General features: G+C 70.2%; 16 protein-coding genes. 13 read left to right on the forward strand and 3 right to left on the reverse strand.

Annotation, left to right across the window (positions count from 1 at the left end):
* The first annotated feature begins 30 nt into the window (after nucleotides 1-30).
* Genes QTI45_RS08350 through QTI45_RS08385 form a run of 8 tightly spaced genes read left to right on the forward strand, consistent with a single transcriptional unit; the run spans nucleotide 31 to nucleotide 9,418 of the window.
* Entirely contained in the window at nucleotides 31-984 is a 954-nt protein-coding gene (locus tag QTI45_RS08350) for a tripartite tricarboxylate transporter substrate binding protein (RefSeq protein ID WP_286654018.1), read from the forward strand.
* On the forward strand, nucleotides 981-2,270 hold the full coding sequence (locus QTI45_RS08355) for a 3-isopropylmalate dehydratase large subunit (protein WP_286654019.1): 1,290 nt from the start codon (nucleotides 981-983) through the stop codon (nucleotides 2,268-2,270). Before QTI45_RS08350 ends, QTI45_RS08355 begins: the two co-directional genes overlap by 4 nt.
* A complete protein-coding gene (locus tag QTI45_RS08360; protein WP_286654020.1) occupies nucleotides 2,267-2,764 on the forward strand; it encodes a LeuD/DmdB family oxidoreductase small subunit in 498 nt (165 codons plus the stop codon). Before QTI45_RS08355 ends, QTI45_RS08360 begins: the two co-directional genes overlap by 4 nt.
* Nucleotides 2,761-4,461 carry a hydantoinase B/oxoprolinase family protein gene (locus QTI45_RS08365; protein ID WP_286372885.1) on the forward strand — a complete coding sequence of 567 codons (1,701 nt, stop codon included), beginning with the start codon at nucleotides 2,761-2,763 and terminating at the stop codon, nucleotides 4,459-4,461. Before QTI45_RS08360 ends, QTI45_RS08365 begins: the two co-directional genes overlap by 4 nt.
* Nucleotides 4,458-6,527, forward strand: coding sequence for a hydantoinase/oxoprolinase family protein (locus QTI45_RS08370; RefSeq protein WP_286654021.1), 2,070 nt, complete (start codon nucleotides 4,458-4,460; stop codon nucleotides 6,525-6,527). The genes QTI45_RS08365 and QTI45_RS08370 overlap by 4 nt, the downstream gene beginning before the upstream one ends.
* Nucleotides 6,524-7,138 (forward strand): cysteine hydrolase family protein, encoded by a 615-nt coding sequence (locus tag QTI45_RS08375; protein WP_286372887.1) that lies wholly within the window; start codon nucleotides 6,524-6,526, stop codon nucleotides 7,136-7,138. Before QTI45_RS08370 ends, QTI45_RS08375 begins: the two co-directional genes overlap by 4 nt.
* Nucleotides 7,135-8,565, forward strand: coding sequence for an FAD-dependent oxidoreductase (locus QTI45_RS08380; protein ID WP_286654022.1), 1,431 nt, complete (start codon nucleotides 7,135-7,137; stop codon nucleotides 8,563-8,565). The genes QTI45_RS08375 and QTI45_RS08380 overlap by 4 nt, the downstream gene beginning before the upstream one ends.
* Nucleotides 8,555-9,418 carry an isocitrate lyase/PEP mutase family protein gene (locus tag QTI45_RS08385; protein WP_286654023.1) on the forward strand — a complete coding sequence of 288 codons (864 nt, stop codon included), beginning with the start codon at nucleotides 8,555-8,557 and terminating at the stop codon, nucleotides 9,416-9,418. Before QTI45_RS08380 ends, QTI45_RS08385 begins: the two co-directional genes overlap by 11 nt.
* A 3-nt stretch (nucleotides 9,419-9,421) precedes the next feature.
* On the opposite strand, the gene QTI45_RS08390 is transcribed toward QTI45_RS08385, so the two are convergent.
* A complete protein-coding gene (locus tag QTI45_RS08390; protein WP_286372890.1) occupies nucleotides 9,422-9,724 on the reverse strand; it encodes a type II toxin-antitoxin system RelE/ParE family toxin in 303 nt (100 codons plus the stop codon).
* Entirely contained in the window at nucleotides 9,721-9,954 is a 234-nt protein-coding gene (locus QTI45_RS08395) for an addiction module protein (protein ID WP_286654310.1), read from the reverse strand. Before QTI45_RS08395 ends, QTI45_RS08390 begins: the two co-directional genes overlap by 4 nt.
* An 85-nt stretch (nucleotides 9,955-10,039) precedes the next feature.
* Here QTI45_RS08395 and QTI45_RS08400 point away from each other — a divergent pair, with 85 nt between their 5' ends.
* Both QTI45_RS08400 and QTI45_RS08405 read left to right on the forward strand, forming a co-directional pair.
* A complete protein-coding gene (locus tag QTI45_RS08400) occupies nucleotides 10,040-10,999 on the forward strand; it encodes a Bug family tripartite tricarboxylate transporter substrate binding protein (protein ID WP_286654024.1) in 960 nt (319 codons plus the stop codon).
* Nucleotides 11,000-11,019: 20 nt separating this feature from the next.
* A complete protein-coding gene (locus QTI45_RS08405; RefSeq protein WP_286654025.1) occupies nucleotides 11,020-11,913 on the forward strand; it encodes an NAD(P)-dependent oxidoreductase in 894 nt (297 codons plus the stop codon).
* A 121-nt stretch (nucleotides 11,914-12,034) separates the two neighbouring features.
* On the opposite strand, the gene QTI45_RS08410 is transcribed toward QTI45_RS08405, so the two are convergent.
* Complete coding sequence (locus tag QTI45_RS08410; protein WP_286372894.1) at nucleotides 12,035-12,943, reverse strand: LysR substrate-binding domain-containing protein; 909 nt, start codon at nucleotides 12,941-12,943, stop codon at nucleotides 12,035-12,037.
* Nucleotides 12,944-13,083: 140 nt separating this feature from the next.
* On the opposite strand from QTI45_RS08410, the gene QTI45_RS08415 reads away from it, so the two are divergent.
* Genes QTI45_RS08415 through ligK form a run of 3 tightly spaced genes read left to right on the forward strand, consistent with a single transcriptional unit; the run spans nucleotide 13,084 to nucleotide 15,558 of the window.
* A complete protein-coding gene (locus QTI45_RS08415; RefSeq protein WP_286654026.1) occupies nucleotides 13,084-13,776 on the forward strand; it encodes a substrate-binding domain-containing protein in 693 nt (230 codons plus the stop codon).
* A gap of 49 nt (nucleotides 13,777-13,825) precedes the next feature.
* A complete protein-coding gene (locus QTI45_RS08420) occupies nucleotides 13,826-14,854 on the forward strand; it encodes an amidohydrolase family protein (RefSeq protein WP_286654027.1) in 1,029 nt (342 codons plus the stop codon).
* A gap of 20 nt (nucleotides 14,855-14,874) precedes the next feature.
* On the forward strand, nucleotides 14,875-15,558 hold the full coding sequence (gene ligK, locus QTI45_RS08425) for a 4-carboxy-4-hydroxy-2-oxoadipate aldolase/oxaloacetate decarboxylase (RefSeq protein ID WP_286654028.1): 684 nt from the start codon (nucleotides 14,875-14,877) through the stop codon (nucleotides 15,556-15,558).
* Nucleotides 15,559-15,568: the final 10 nt, after the last annotated feature.

Raw genomic sequence — 15,568 nt, forward strand, 5'->3', positions numbered from 1 at the left:
GCCGGGGAACCCCATCCGAAGGAGACACCCATGAAACGCAGAGACATCCTGATCGCGTCCGTGACCGCGCTGGCCGGTGCCGCGGAGGCCCAGGTCGGCGGCGCACCGGTGCGCATCCTGGTCGGCGCGCCTGCGGGCGGCTCGACCGATTCCATCGCCCGCACGCTGGCAGCCGGCATGGGCCCGTTGCTGGGGCGCACCGTGATCGTCGAGAACCGGCCCGGCGCCGGCGGCAACATCGCCGCCGATGCGGTGGCCAAGGCCGCGCCCGACGGCAACACGCTGCTCATGAGCTTCACCAGCCACGCGATCAACGCCACGCTCTATTCCACGCTGCCCTTCGATCCGGTCAAGGACTTCACGGCGCTGACGCTGGTGGCGACATCGCCGTCGATCCTGGTCGCCCACCCCTCGGTGCCCGCGAACAACGTGCGCGAGCTGATCGCGCTGGCCAAGGCCAAGCCGGGGCAGCTCAATTTCGCCATCGGCGCGCTCGGCTCCTCGCTGCACATGGCCGGCGAGGCCTTCAAGATGCAGTCGGGCGTCTACATCGTCAACATCCCCTACCGCGGCACGGCGCCGGCGGTGCAGGACGTTCTCGCGGGCCAGGTGCAGCTGATGTTCGCCGCGGTCGGCAACGTGCAGCAGCACATCAAGGCCGGCAAGCTCAAGGCGCTGGGCGTGACCTCGGCCAGGCGGCTGCCCGAGTTTCCCGATCTGCCGGCCATCGCCGAGACCCTGCCCGGCTACGAATCGAGCGCCTGGTTCGGCCTCTTCGGGCCGGCGCACATGGCGCCCGAGCTCACCCGCCGCATCGCCGACGCCGCGCGCCAGGCGATCGGCGAGCCGGCGATGCGCAAGCGCCTCGAAAGCGAAGGCGCGATTCCGGTCGGCAATGCCCCGGAGCAGTTCGGCCCCTTCGTCCAGAGCGAGATCAAGCGCTGGGCGCAGGTCGTCAAGTACTCGGGAGCGAGGCCCGAATGACCGCCCCGACCGACGCCTTCCCCGACGCGCCGCAGACGCTGGCGCAGAAGCTGATCGCCCGCGCCTGCGGCCGCGAGGCGGTCGCGGTCGGCCAGATCGTGACCTGCAAGGTCGACATGGCGATGTTCCACGACTCCTCGGGGCCGCGCCGGCTGCAGCCGATGCTCGAGGAACTGGGCGCCCGGATCTGGGACCGGTCGAAGATCGTGCTGGTGATGGACCACTACGTGCCGGAGCGCGACGACGACTCGCGTCGCATCGTGCGCATCGCGCGCGACTGGGCGCGCGACCAGCGGCTGCCGCATGTCTACGACAGCCAGGGCATCTGCCACGTGGTGGTGCCGCAGCACGGCCACATCCGGCCCGGCATGCTGTGCGTCGGCGGCGATTCGCATTCGCCTACCGGCGGCGCCTTCGGTGCCTACATGTTCGGCATCGGCAGCACCGAGATGCTCGGCGTGGTGGTCAGCGGCGAGATCTGGCTGCGCGTGCCCGAGACGATCCAGATGTGGTGGGACGGCCGGCTGCCCGCGGGCGTCACGGCCAAGGACATGATGCTGCACATGCTGGCGCGCTTCGGCATGAACGGCGGGCGCTATCAGGCGGTCGAGTTCTGCGGGGCAGCGGTGCAGGCGCTGTCGATGCAGGAGCGCATGACGCTGTCGAACATGAGCGCCGAGCTCGGTGGGCAGGTGGGGCTGATCGCGCCCGATGCGACCACCTCGGACTTCCTCGCCGGCACCGGCGCACCGGCGATCGATACGGCGCCATGGTTCACCGACGAGGGCGCCGAGCTGACGCGCCATCGCTTCGATGCCTCGACGCTCGAACCCTACGTGGCGGCGCCGCACAGCCCAGCCAATGCGCACGGCGTGAGCCAGTACCTCGGCACGCCGATCGACGTCGCCTATGTCGGTGCCTGCACCGGCGCCAAGCTGGAGGACCTGCGCGCCGCGGCCGAGGTATTGCGCGGCCACAAGGTGGCGTCCGGCGTGCGCTTGATCGTCGCGCCGGCCAGCTTGCTCGACCAGCAGCGCGCCCGCGACGAAGGCGTGCTGCAGGCGCTGCTCGACGCCGGCGCCGAGCTGTTCCCGACCGCCTGCGGCGCCTGCTCCGGCTATGGCGATCCGATGGGCGACGACATCACCGTGATCTCGACCACGGCGCGCAACTTCAAGGGCCGGATGGGTTCGCCGACGGCGCAGGTCTACCTGGGCTCGCCGTACACCGTGGCCGCGGCCGCACTGCGCGGCTGCGTCACCGACCCGCGCGAGGTGCTGGCATGACGACGCATCGCGTCTGGCGCCTGGGCGCCGATGTCGACACCGACGCGCTGGCGCCGGGCCATGCGATGAAGCACGGCATCGACGTCATCGCCCGGCATTGCCTCGAAGCCGTGCGGCCCGAGTTCGCCGGCCAGGTGCGCGCCGGCGACGTGATCGTCGCCGGGCCCAACTTCGGCATCGGCTCCTCGCGCGAGCAGGCCGCCGCCGTGTTGGTGCATCTGGGCGTGGCCGCGGTGATCGCGCCTTCGTACGGCGGGCTCTACTTCCGCAATGCCTTCAACCTGGGGCTGCTGCTGCTCAGCTGCGCGGAGGCCGAGACGCTGCAGGACGGCGACCGCGTCACGCTCGACGTTGCGCTTCCCTCGGTGTCGACGCCCGGCGGCCGGACCCTGGCCTGCGAGCCGGTGCCCGATTTCCTGATGGACATGGTCCGCGCGGGCGGCCTCATGAAGCAGCTGCGGCAGCGCTTCGCCAAAGAAAGATCCGAACCATGAACGATTCTCCCCACGCCCCGATGGACCCGGTCACGCTGGCCGTGCTGCGCGGCCGCCTCGAGCAGGTGGCCGACGAGATGGATGCGACGCTCTACCGCAGCGCCTTCAATCCGATCATTGCCGAGGCCCACGACGCCTGCCACGGCCTCTACGACGCGGCGACCGGCGACACGCTGGTGCAGGGCAAGTCGGGCTTGCCGGTGTTCGTCGGCGCGATGGCCTTCGCTGTGCGCGCGACCGCGGCCGCCGCCGCGCCGCGCGGCGGCATGAAGGACGGCGACATCTGGATCAGCAACGATCCCTACGACGGCGGCACCCACGCCAACGACTTCAAGCTGGTGCTGCCCTTCTTCCGCGACGGCCGGCTCTACTGCTACATGGCCTCGGCGGCGCACTGGCACGACGTCGGCGGCGCGGTGCCGGGCAACTACAACCCGGCGGCCACCGAGTGCTGGCAGGAGGCGGTGCAGATCCCGCCGGTGCGCATCGTGCGCGACGGCGTGCTGGACCCCGACGTGCTGGCGATCCTGCGCGCCAACACGCGGCTGCCCGAGAGCCTGTGGGGCGACCTCAACGGCCAGCTGGCGGCGCTCGAACTCGGCGCCAGGCGGCTGCACGGCCTGCTCGACGAGTACGGCGATGCGCTGGTGCTGCAGGCCATGGGCGAGCTGCGCAGCCGCGCGCTGCGCCTGATGCGATCGCACATCGCCTCGCTGCCCGATGGCCGCTACAGCTTCGAGGACGTGCTCGACAACGACGGCATCGTCAACGAGCCGCTCTCCATCGCGCTCGACATGACGGTGGCGGGCGAGCGCCTGCTGCTCGACTTCTCGCGCACCTCGCCGCAATGCGCGGGGCCGGTGAACATCTCGCGCGCCACCGCGATCGCGGCCTGCTACGTGGCGCTCAAGCATGTGTTCCCCGACGTGCCGGCCAATGCCGGCGTGCTCGATGCGGTCGACTTCCTGATCCCCGACAAGCTCGTGATCAGCGCCGAGCGGCCGCGCCCGGTCGGCGGCTACACCGAGACCATCCTGCGCATGATCGACGTGATCTTCAGCGCCACCGCGCAGGCCGATCCGACGCGCGCCGTGGCCCAGGCCTACGGCACCATCAATGCGCTGTCGATCGCCGGCCATCGCAGCGACGGCCCGCGCAAGGGCCAGCGCTGGGTGATGTTCAGCTTCTTCGGCGGCGGCCACGGCGGCCATTCGGGCGGCGACGGGCTCTCGCACGCCAACGCGCCGATCTCGACCGCGACCATCCCGCCGCTGGAGATCCTCGAGGCCGCCTATCCGGTTCGCTTCACCGAATGGTCGCTGCGCGCCGATTCGGGCGGCGATGGCCAGTTTCGCGGCGGGCTCGGCGCGGTCTACGAGCTCGAGCTGCTCGAGAAGGATGCCGAGGTCTTCGTCTTCGGCGAGCGCGGCAGTTCGCCGCCGAAGGGCATCGCCGGCGGCGGCGAGGGCGCGGTGAACGTCTTCAGCTACGAGAACGACGGCGCCTGGCACACGCCGCCGATGGTGTCGAAGATGCACGGCATCCGGCTGGCGCAGGGCGAACGCGTGCGGCTCGAGACGCCGGGCGGCGGCGGCTGGGGCGCACCCGGGCAGCGCAGCAGCGACAAGCGTGCGCAGGACCGGGCCATGGGCTATGTGAGCCAGGGCGAAGCAACCGACGAGAAGGCCGCGCGATGACAGCAGGGAACATCCACCAGGGCGCGGGCCGCCTGGTCGTCGGCGTCGACGTCGGCGGCACTTTCACCGACCTCTTCGTGCTCGACGAGGCCGCGGGCACGGCGCGCATCGTCAAGGTGCCGTCGACGCGCGGCGAGGAAGCGCGCGGCTTCATGAACGGCGTGGCGCGGGTGGCCGATTCGGCGGCGGCCATCGCCACCATCGTGCACGGCACCACGGTCGGCACCAACGCGCTGCTCGAACGCAAGGTGGCGCGCACCGGCATCATCACCACGCGGGGCTTTCGCGACGTGCTCGAGATGCGGCGCCGCGACCGGCCCCAGACCTGGGGCCTGCGCGGCAGCTTCGTGCCGGTGGTGCCGCGCGACCTGCGGCGCGAGGTCGACGAGCGCGTGCTGGCCGACGGCACGCTGCACACGCCGGTCGATCTGGAGCAGGTGCGCGAACAGGCTCGGGCGCTGCTCGAGGCCGGCTGCGAGGCGGTCTGCGTCTTCTTCATCAACACCTACGCGAACCCCGAGAACGAGCGCCTTGCGGTCGCGGCGGTGCGCGCGCTGTGGCCGAACGCGCACGTCACCTCGGCCTGCGAGGTGCTGCCCGAGATCCGCGAGTTCGAGCGCTGCTCGACCGCCACGCTCAACGCCGCGCTGCAGCCGGTGGTCGGCAACTACCTCGAGCGGCTGGAGTCCGATCTGCGCGGCCAGGGCTTCGACGGCGAACTGCTGGTGGTGCAGAGCAACGGCGGCGTGATGTCGCGCCGCACTGCCAGCGACCTGCCGGTGCGCACCGCGCTGTCGGGCCCGGCGGCCGGCGTGATCGCCTGCGCGGCGATCGCGCGCGCGGCCGGCTTCCCGAACGCGATCACCGGCGACATGGGCGGCACCTCCTTCGACGTCTCGCTGGTCGCCAACGGCGAGGCCGCGCTGGCGTCGCAGACCGCGATCGAGTTCGGCATGGTGATCCGCTCGCCGATGATCCAGATCGAGACCATCGGCGCCGGCGGCGGTTCGATCGCCTCGGTCGACGCCAGCGGCATGCTGCAGGTCGGCCCCGAATCGGCCGGCAGCATCCCGGGGCCGGCCTGCTACGGCCGCGGCAACATGCGCCCCACCGTGACCGATGCCAACGTGCTGCTCGGCCGCATCGCCGCCGACCGGCCGCTGGGCGGCGGGCTGCTGGCGGCGCTCGATGCCGGCAAGTCCTTCGAGGCGATCGAGACGCATGTCGCCAGGCCGCTCGGGCTCGATGTGTACCAGGCGGCCGAAGCCATCCTGACGGTCGCCAATGCGCGCATGGCGGGCGCGATCCGGCTGGTGTCGATCGAGCGTGGGCATGATCCGCGGCGCTTCGCCTACATGCCCTTCGGCGGCGGCGGCGCGCTGCATGTCTGCGCGATGATGCGCGAGGTCGGCGTTGCCACCGGCATCGTGCCGCGCTATCCGGGCGTGACCTCGGCGCTCGGCTGCGTGATCGCCGACATGCGCCACGACGCGGTGCAGACCCTCAATCGCCCGCTCGATGAACTCGATGTCGCGCAACTGGCGCAACGCATCGCCGAGCTCGCAGAGTCCTGTCAGCAGCGGCTCGATACGTCGGGCGTCCGCTTCGACGAGGTGCGCGAAGTGGTGGCGCTCGACATGCTCTATGCCGGCCAGACCCACACACTGCCCGTGCTGCTGTCCGCCGCCGCGGCGCAGGCACCCACGCGCGTCACGATCCGCGCGGCCTTCGAGGCCAGCTACGGCGCCGCCTTCGGCCGCGTGCTCGACGGCATCGGCATCCGCGTGATGAACCTGCGCTATGCGCGCATCGGCGTGCGGCCGAAGTTCGACCTCGCGGTGCTGGCGCCCGAGGGCGAGGGCAGCACCGCGCCGCTGGGCACGCAGCGCGTCTTCCACGACGGCCAGTGGCGCGAGGCGCAGCGCTATGCGCGCCTCGACCTGCCGGTCGCCTCGCGCATCGACGGGCCCGCGATTCTCGAGCAGGCCGACACCACCGTGTGGCTGGAACCCGGCTTCCATGCCGAGGTGGATGCGCACGGCAACCTGCTGGTGAGGCTGTCGTGAGCGGGGCCCTGGCGATTCAGGGGTCGACCACCGCACTCGTGGTGATCGACCTGCAGAACGACTTTCTCGACGCCAGCGGCGCCTATGCCCGCGGCGGCGACAGCAACCCGCCGGCGCTGCTGCTGCCGGACCGCGTGGCCGCGGTGGCCCGGGCCCTGAAGGCCGCCGGCGGCATGGTCGCCGCGAGCCAGTTCACGCTGTGGCCCGATGCGGCCGGCGAGCCGATGGTGTCGCCGCACCTGAAGGCGCTGCGCCCCTACCTGAAGAAAGGCGACTTCGCGCCGGGCAGCTGGGGGCAGGCGAACGTCGCTGCGCTGGAAGGGCTGGTCGATGTGGCGGTCAGCAAGGTCGCGTACTCGGCCTTCTTCAACACCCAGCTCGACTGGGTGCTGCGCCGCGCGTGCATCCAGACCGTGGCGGTGTGCGGCATCGTCACCAACGGCGGCGTCGCGAGCACCGTGCGCGACGCCCACATGCGCGACTACCGCACGCTGGTGCTGGCCGATGGCTGCGCGGCCTTCGGCGAGGAGCGCCACCAGGTCTCGCTGGCCGACATGCGCAACGTGGCCGAGGTGCTCGACTGCGCGGCCTTCGTGCGCTTGCTGACATGACGATCCAGGCCCAGGGCCCGGTGCGCCGCATTCGACGTGCCGCGCAGATCGAGGCCGACATGCATGCGGCTGTGGCGATCGTCGGCGCCGGCGCCTGTGGCCTCACGGCGGCGCTGATGCTGCATGACGCGGGCATCGAATGCGTGCTGCTCGAGCGCGACGCGGTGCCCAGCGGGTCGACCGCACTGTCCTCGGGCTTCATTCCCGCTCCCGGCACGCGCGCTCAGCTTTCTCAGGGCATCGAGGGCGACAGTGCTGCGCGTTTCGCGGCCGATATCCAGGCCAAGGCCCACGGCCGCGCCGCGCCCGATCTGGTCCGGGCCTACGCCGCGTCGGTGGGGCCGGCGCTCGATGCCTTGCAGGCCCGGCATGGCCTCGAATGGATCGTGCTCGACGCTTTCCTCTATCCCGGCCACAGCATCCACCGGATGCATGCGCTGCCGCAGAAGACCGGCGCGGCGCTGATGGCACGCCTGCAGGCGGCGGTCGAAGCCGTCGGCGTTCCGGTTCTGACGCAGGCACTGGTCGACACGCTGTGGCTGGACGACGAAGACCGCGTGAGCGGCATCGGCTACCGCCGCCCCGACGGACGCGAGGAGACACTGGCCTGCGATGCGCTGCTCTTGGCCTGCAACGGCTTCGGCGGCAACGCGGAGATGGTGCGCGCGCGGCTGCCCGAGATGGCCGATGCAGCCTTCGGCGGCCATGTGGGCAACGACGGCAGCGCGATCCTCTGGGGCGAGGCGATCGGCGCCCGGTTGCGCGATCTCGGCGGCTACCAGGGACACGGCTCCTGGGTCACGCCGCAGGGCGCGCTGATGTCCTGGGCCGTGATGATGGAAGGCGGGGTGCAGATCAACCGCGAGGGGCGCCGCTTCCATGACGAGACGCAGGGCTACTCCGAGGCCGCGGTGCATGTGCTGGCGCAGCCCGGCGGCATCGCGTGGAACGTGTTCGATGCCCCGCTGCTCGAGCTGGCGCGCGGCTTCCCGGATTTCGCCGAAGCCGAAGCGGCGGGCGCGCTGAGGCGCTGCGACAGCGTGGCCGCACTCGCGGCCTGCATCGGCTGCGACGCGCCGACGCTGCAGTCGACGCTCGACGCGATACAGGCCGGCGCCTCGCGCGCCGACGGCCGGGTGTTCGGGCGGACGCTGGCCGCACCGTACTTCGCGGTCAAGGTCACGGGCGCGCTGTTCCACACGCAAGGCGGCCTCGACATCGCCGCCGACGCGCGCGTGCTGCGCCGGGACGGCTCGCCGCTGCCCAACCTGCTGGCGGCCGGCGGCGCCGCGGGTGGCGTGTCGGGCGACGAAGTCTGGGGCTATCTCTCCGGCAACGGACTTTTGAGCGCGGTGGCCGGCGGCTACATCGCGGCGCGCACCGCGGCCGCGCTGATCCAGGAAAGGAAGGCATCCCATGGCCGATGAATCATTCAAGACCCGTCTGGCGCGCAGCGACATCGTGCTGGCGCCGGGCGTCTACGACGCGCTGAGCGCGCTGGTGGCCGAGCAGGCCGGCTTCGAGGCGCTGTACCTGTCGGGTGCCTCGATCGCCTACACGCGGCTCGGGCGCTCCGACGTCGGGCTCACCACCTTCACCGAAGTGGAGGACACGCTGGCGCGCATCACCGAGCGCGTGGGCCTGCCGGTGATCGTCGATGCCGACACCGGCTTCGGCAATGCGCTCAACACCCAGCGCACCGTGCGCGGCTTCGAGCGCGCCGGCGCCGCGATGATCCAGATCGAGGACCAGGGCTTCCCGAAGCGCTGCGGCCACCTGGACGGCAAGACCGTGGTGCCGCAGCGCGAGATGGTCGGCAAGCTCAAGGCGGCGCTCGACGCGCGCGCCTCGCCCGGGACGCTGATCCTCGCGCGCACCGACTCGGTCGCGGTCGAAGGGTTGGACGCGGCGCTCGATCGCGCGCAAGCCTATCTGGAGACCGGTGTCGACGCGCTCTTCATCGAGGCGCTTCGGTCGCCCGGACAGATGGACGCGGCCTGCCGCCGCTTCGCGCAGCGCGTGCCGCTGCTGGCCAACATGGTCGAGGGCGGCAAGACGCCGGTGCAGGGTGCCGACGCGCTGCAGGCGCACGGCTTTCGCATCGCGATCTTCCCGGGCGGCACGGCACGCGCGGTGGCGCACACGCTGCAGGGCTACTACGCGAGCCTGCAGGCGCACCGCACGACGCTGCCATGGCGCGACCGAATGCTGGATTTCGACGGGCTCAACGAGTTGATCGGCACGCCGGAGCTGATGGCGGCGGGGCAGCGCTACGAGTAAGCCTCAGAGATCGAGAAGTTCGCTCATGGTTCGAGGATCCCGGTGCTGATGAAAGCAGGAGAGAACGCTGACCGTGGCGTCGTCGAAGACGAAGAACAGCGAGTAGGGAAATCGATCGAGATTCGCTCGTCGGATCTCTTGCTCCACGCAAGGATAGAGGAACGGATTGCGCGCAAGAAAGCCACTCGTTCGTTCCAGTTCATCGACGAAGGCATCTCCCATGCGGATGTGCCCCTGCGCGTACCACGCGTAGGCTTCTGCAGCCTCGAGCTGCGCCCAAGGCGTGTAGATGACCTCGAAGTTCATGCCCGGCGAGAGTCGCCCAGCAGTTTGGCCTTGAGCTGCGAGAACCCGACGCCCGGTGCTTCCGGATGGGCACGATGGTGCGCGAGTCGCGAACGAAGCTCGGCGCGTTGAGCTTCCGTGACGAGCGATGCGGATGCCTCGCTGTCGGCGCTGACGATCAAGGCTTCGCCGAGGGCGCGCTTCTCGGCGGCACTCAGGTGTTCGAGCTCTTGGTAAAGGCGCGCATTCATGCGCAAAAGAGTAGCACATCGGACCGCTTGTCAGAAGCGGCGGCCTACACTGGCGGACTCTGAGGTGTAGGAATTCAACATGCACATGAAGCGTCGACAGCTTCTCGTTTCTTTGGCGGCCTTCGGCCTCGCCGCCCATGCCGACAGCCGCGACACCCAGCCGATCCGCCTCGTCGTGCCCTTCGGTGCCGGCGGTGTCGCCGACCTCACGGCCCGCGTGGTCGGCAAGGCGATGGCCAGCCATCTGGGCCAGCCGGTGGTGGTCGACAACCGCCCCGGCGCCGGCGGCGTGGTGGCCGGCACGATGGTGGCCAGCGCGGCGCCCGACGGCCTCACGCTGCTGCTGATGAGCAACGGCACCGCGGTCAGCGAGGGCTTGTTCCAGAAGCTTCCGTTCGACACCCGCAAGGACTTCGCGCCGATCTCGCTGCTCGGCTATTTCGACCTCGCGATCGTGGTGCCCGAGGCTTCGCCGCTGCGCAGCCTGGCCGACCTGGTCGCTGCGGCCAAGGCGCGTCCCGGCGGGCTGAACATCGGCACGGTGAACGTCGGCAGCACCCAGCACCTGTCGGCCGAGCTGTTCAAGAGCCGGGCCGGCATCGATGTGCAGGTCGTGCCCTTCAACGGCACGCCGGCAGTGGTGACGGCGCTGCGCAGCGGCCAGATCGATGCCGCGGTCGAGATCCTGTCGCCGGTCATGCCGCAGATCACGGGCAAGGCGCTGCGCGCGATCGCGGTCATGGGCGAGCGCCGCAACCCGGCACTGCCGAACGTGCCCACGGCGGCCGAGGGGGCGGGGCTCAAGGGTTTCGACGTGCGCTCCTGGAATGCGCTGGCCGCGCCCGGGAAGACGCCGCGCGAGCGGGTCGACCGGCTCAATCGCGCCGTGCGGGCCGCGTTGGCCTCGGCCGAGGTGCAGCAGCAGTTGGCAACCCTCAACGTCCAGCCGCGGGCCGGCACGCCCGAGGAACTGGCCGCGCTGCTCGACAGCGAGATCCGGCGCTGGAGCGGCGTGATCGCCGCGGCCGGCATTCCACGGCAATAGATTTCTCGAAGGGGACTGGCATGCAGCTCGAACACATCGGCGTGATCGGTTATGGCGAGGTCGGCAAGATCTTCGCGTTCGGACTCAAGGACAAGCCCGGCGTCCGCACGGTCGGCGCCTGGGACCTGAAGTTCATCGATCCCGCGCGCCAGGCGGCCGAGCGGGCGCACGCCGCGCAGGCCGGGGTGGCGGCGCACCCGTCCATGGCGGCGGTGTGCCAGGCCAGCACGCTGCTGATCTCCGCGGTCACGGCTTCGAACACGCTGGGCGTGGCCCGGGAGGCCGCGCCGCACCTGCGGCCGGGCACCGTCTTCCTCGACCTCAACTCGGCCTCGCCCGGCACCAAGCAGCAGTGCGCGGCGCTGGTCGAAGCCGCCGGCGCGCACTACGTCGAAGCCGGTGTGATGACCTCGGTGCCGCCTTACGGGGTCCGCGTGCCGATGCTGCTCGGCGGCGAGCGCGCGGCCGCATTGGCCGAAGCCTTGTCCGGCTGGGGCCTCGACGCCCGGGCGGTGAGCGAGCGCCTCGGCGTCGCCAGCGCGATCAAGATGAGCCGCAGCGTGATGATCAAGGGCCTCGAGGCGCTGGCGATCGAGAGCTACGCCACCGCGCGCGCCTACGGCGTCGAAGACCATGTGCTGCCGACCCTGCAGGAGACCTTTCCGGGCATCGACTGGAGCCGGCAGGGCGCCTACTTCTTCAGCCGCGTGGTGCAGCACGGCCAGCGCCGGGCCGAGGAGATGCGCGAGGCGGCCAACACGGTGCGCGAGGCCGGCTTCGTGCCGCTCATGGCCTCGGCCATCGCCGACAAGCAGCAATGGGTGGCCGACCAGGCCAAGGCCGGCGTGTTCGAAGGACTGGCCAAGGACGCCGCCTGGCAGGACTACGCCGACCGCTTGCTGGCCGCGCGATGAAGTGAAACACCCCCCGAAGCGCCTGCGGCGCCTCCCCCCTCGAGGGGGGCGATACCAGCGGCCCGGCAAAGCCGGTTCCGCGGTATCCCCGGCATCTGGCTGCGCCGGTTTGTGAGTCCTTTCAGCCTCGCAGCAGCGCTTCGCCGGTCTTGCGGATCAGCTCCAGCGTTGCCTGTTGCGTCAGCGTGGCGCGGCGCAGCGCGCTGACCGCGGTGAAGACCGGGATCTGCAGCGGCGGCGACACGATCTCCCGCAGGGTGTAGGCCGAGGGATTGATCGAGCGGATCACCGCATTGCGCGACAGGATCGCGAACCCGGCGCCGTCGGCCACCAGGTCGAGCATCGCCGAGACGCCGTCGATCTCGAGCGCCACCCGCGGCGTGCAGCCGACGCCGGCCATCTCCGACTCGACGTACATCCGGATCGCATTCGGCCGGCTCGGGATCACGAGCGGAAGGCGGGCCACTTCGGCCAGCGACAGGGGCGCCGGCGGCGGATCTTCCTGCAAGCCCGGCGGACGGCGGCCGACCAGCAGCAGCGACTGATCCAGCAGCCGCTGCACATCGAGGCCCGGCATCGGGCGGGCGTCGTAGAGCACGGCGATGTCCAGGCCGCCGTGCAGCAGCTGGTCCTGCATCGCGGTCGACAGGTTCTCGCTGATCGACAGCTGCGCCTGCGGCATCTGCTCGCGGAAGGCGCGGGTCAGCGGCACCGTCAGCACGCGCGCGATGCTGGGCGGCAGGCCGACCGCCACCCGGCCGGCCAGCGAGCCGCGCACCCGGTCGAGCTCTTCGCGGGCGCGTTCGACCTGGTGCAGGATGCCGCGCCCATGGGCCAGCAGCACCTGGCCGGCTTCGGTCGGGGTGGCGCCGCGGCCGTTGCGCACCAGCAGGTTCTGCCGCAGTTCGACCTCGAGCAGGCGCACCTGCCGGCTCAGCGCGGGCTGCGCCACCTTGAGCGCCACCGCGGCACGGGTGAAGCTGCCCAGTTCGGCGACGCGGACGAAATACGCGAGTTGCTTCAGGTCCAAGCTTCATCTCCGGGATCAGCGTCGGATGATATGCCGATTTGTTCTAGCTGCTAGTGGCTTATGGCAAATCTTGCAGGGCAATACGGTCGCAAAATCCGGCCCATCGAGCCGAGCACCGGCACGGAGACAAGGCGAAAAGCATGCTGAAGACCGCGATCAAGGGTATTTCGTCGATGGCCACCCGCCAGGTGCTGGCCGACCTCGTCGTTGCGTTCCAGGCTCGTTCGGGCGCCGCGGTCGCGATCGAATCGGTCGGCGGCGTGGATGCCGCCAAGCGCGTGCAGGCCGGCGAGGCCTTCGATGTGGTGGTGCTGGCCTCCGACGCGATCGACAAGCTGATCGCCGCCGGCCGCGTCGATGCCGGCAGCAAGACCGACCTGGTGCGCTCGGGCGTCGCGGTGGCCGTGAAGGCCGGCGCGCCGCACCCCGACATCGGCTCCGAGGACGCGCTGCGCAGCGCAGTGCTCGCCGCCCGCAGCCTCAGCTATTCCACCGGTCCGAGCGGCGTCGCTCTGGCCGCCCTGTTCGAGCGCTGGGGCATCGCCGAAGAGATCAAGCCCCGCATCGTCCAGGCCCCGCCGGGCGTGCCGGTCGGCACGCTGGTCGCGCGCGGCGAGGTCGAACTCGGCTTCCAGCAGCTCAGCGAACTGATCCACGTCCAGGGCATCGACCTGCTCGGCCCGATGCCGGCCGCGATTCAGATCGTCACGACTTTTTCAGGCGGCGTCTGCAGCGGATCGGACCAGGCCGAGACCGTGCGTGCGATGCTGGCTTTCATGGCATCGGCCGAGGCCGACGCGGCGAAGCGGGCGCAGGGGATGGAGCCTTGCTGAGACCTTGCGGGACAGATCAAGAAACAACTGACTAAATAGGAGCAACCACATGATCATCGATGTCCACGGTCACTACACGACCGCCCCCGCTGCACTCGGCGCCTGGCGCGACCTGCAGATCGCCGGCCTCAAGGATCCGTCCAAGGCCCCCAAGGCCGCAGAGCTCAAGATCAGCGACGACGACATCCGCGAGACCATCGAGAGCAACCAGCTCAAGCTGATGAAGGAGCGCGGCTCCGACCTCACCATCTTCAGCCCGCGCGCCAGCTTCATGGCGCACCACATCGGCGACTTCAACACCTCGTCGACCTGGGCCGCCATCTGCAACGAGCTCTGCTATCGCGTGAGCCAGCTGTTCCCGGACCATTTCATCCCGGCGGCGATGCTGCCGCAGTCGCCCGGCGTCGACCCCAAGACCTGCATCCCCGAGCTGGAGCGCTGCGTCAAGGAATACGGCAACGTCGGCATCAACCTCAACCCGGACCCGAGCGGCGGCCACTGGACCAGCCCGCCGCTGAGCGACCGCCAGTGGTACCCGATCTACGAGAAGATGGTCGAGTACGACATCCCGGCGATGATCCACGTCAGCACCAGCTGCAACCCGGCCTTCCACACCACCGGCTCGCACTACCTCAATGCCGACACCACGGCCTTCATGCAGTGCCTGACCTCGGACCTGTTCAAGGACTTCCCGACGCTGCGCTTCCTGATCCCGCACGGCGGCGGCGCGGTGCCTTACCACTGGGGCCGTTTCCGCGGCCTCGCGCAAGAGCTCAAGAAGCCGCTGCTCGACGAGCACCTGCTCAACAACATCTACTTCGACACCTGCGTCTACCACCAGCCGGGCATCGACCTGCTGAACACGGTGATCCCGGTCAAGAACGTGCTGTTCGCCTCCGAGATGATCGGTGCCGTGCGCGGCATCGACCCGACCACCGGCCACTACTACGACGACACCAAGCGCTACATCGAGTCGAGCAAGATCCTGAGCGACGCCGACCGCTTCCAGATCTACGAAGGCAATGCGCGCCGCGTGTTCCCGCGGCTCGACGCCGCACTCAAGGCCAAGGGCCTCTGACCCCTCAAGGAGACATGACCATGTACGAACTCGGAGTCGTCTATCGCAACATCGAGCGCACCGACCGCGCCACCGCCGACGCCCTGGCCAAGCTCGGCTCGGCCACGGTGCACGAGGCCATGGGCCGCGTCGGCCTGCTCAAGCCCTACATGCGGCCGATCTATCCCGGCGTGCAGGTGTCGGGCACCGCGGTCACGGTGCTGCTGCAGCCCGGCGACAACTGGATGATGCATGTGGCGGCGGAGCAGATCCAGGCCGGCGACATCGTGGTGGCGGCGGTCACAGCCGAATGCACCGACGGCTATTTCGGCGACCTGCTGGCGACCAGCTTCCAGGCCCGCGGCGCCCGCGCGTTGATCATCGATGCCGGCGTGCGCGACGTGAAGACGCTGCAGGAGATGAACTTCCCGGTCTGGAGCCGCGCGATCTCGTCCAAGGGCACCATCAAGGCCACGCTCGGCTCGGTCAACATCCCGGTGGTCTGCGCCGGCATGCTGGTCACGCCCGGCGACGTGATCGTGGCCGACGACGACGGCGTGGTCTGCGTGCCCCGCGCGATGGCGGCGAAGGCGCTCGAAGCGGCCGTGGCGCGCGAGGCCAACGAGGGCGCCAAGCGCGAGAAGCTGGCCTCCGGCGTGCTCGGCCTCGACATGTACAAGATGCGCGAGCCCCTCGAGAAGGCCGGCCTGCGCTACATCGACTGATTTCCCTTCA

This window comes from Variovorax saccharolyticus (assembly GCF_030316765.1).
In the GTDB taxonomy this organism is placed as follows: domain Bacteria; phylum Pseudomonadota; class Gammaproteobacteria; order Burkholderiales; family Burkholderiaceae_C; genus Variovorax; species Variovorax saccharolyticus.

Bases quoted from the DNA above. Each gene is read 5' to 3' on its own strand.
- QTI45_RS08350 (WP_286654018.1), top strand. From the start codon at position 31: ATGAAACGCAGAGACATCCTGATCGCGTCCGTGACCGCGCTGGCCGGT.
- QTI45_RS08355 (WP_286654019.1), top strand. From the start codon at position 981: ATGACCGCCCCGACCGACGCCTTCCCCGACGCGCCGCAGACGCTGGCG.
- QTI45_RS08360 (WP_286654020.1), top strand. From the start codon at position 2,267: ATGACGACGCATCGCGTCTGGCGCCTGGGCGCCGATGTCGACACCGAC.
- QTI45_RS08365 (WP_286372885.1), top strand. From the start codon at position 2,761: ATGAACGATTCTCCCCACGCCCCGATGGACCCGGTCACGCTGGCCGTG.
- QTI45_RS08370 (WP_286654021.1), top strand. From the start codon at position 4,458: ATGACAGCAGGGAACATCCACCAGGGCGCGGGCCGCCTGGTCGTCGGC.
- QTI45_RS08380 (WP_286654022.1), top strand. From the start codon at position 7,135: ATGACGATCCAGGCCCAGGGCCCGGTGCGCCGCATTCGACGTGCCGCG.
- QTI45_RS08385 (WP_286654023.1), top strand. From the start codon at position 8,555: ATGGCCGATGAATCATTCAAGACCCGTCTGGCGCGCAGCGACATCGTG.
- QTI45_RS08390 (WP_286372890.1), bottom strand. From the start codon at position 9,724: ATGAACTTCGAGGTCATCTACACGCCTTGGGCGCAGCTCGAGGCTGCA.
- QTI45_RS08395 (WP_286654310.1), bottom strand. From the start codon at position 9,954: ATGAATGCGCGCCTTTACCAAGAGCTCGAACACCTGAGTGCCGCCGAG.
- QTI45_RS08400 (WP_286654024.1), top strand. From the start codon at position 10,040: ATGAAGCGTCGACAGCTTCTCGTTTCTTTGGCGGCCTTCGGCCTCGCC.
- QTI45_RS08405 (WP_286654025.1), top strand. From the start codon at position 11,020: ATGCAGCTCGAACACATCGGCGTGATCGGTTATGGCGAGGTCGGCAAG.
- QTI45_RS08415 (WP_286654026.1), top strand. From the start codon at position 13,084: ATGCTGAAGACCGCGATCAAGGGTATTTCGTCGATGGCCACCCGCCAG.
- QTI45_RS08420 (WP_286654027.1), top strand. From the start codon at position 13,826: ATGATCATCGATGTCCACGGTCACTACACGACCGCCCCCGCTGCACTC.
- ligK (WP_286654028.1), top strand. From the start codon at position 14,875: ATGTACGAACTCGGAGTCGTCTATCGCAACATCGAGCGCACCGACCGC.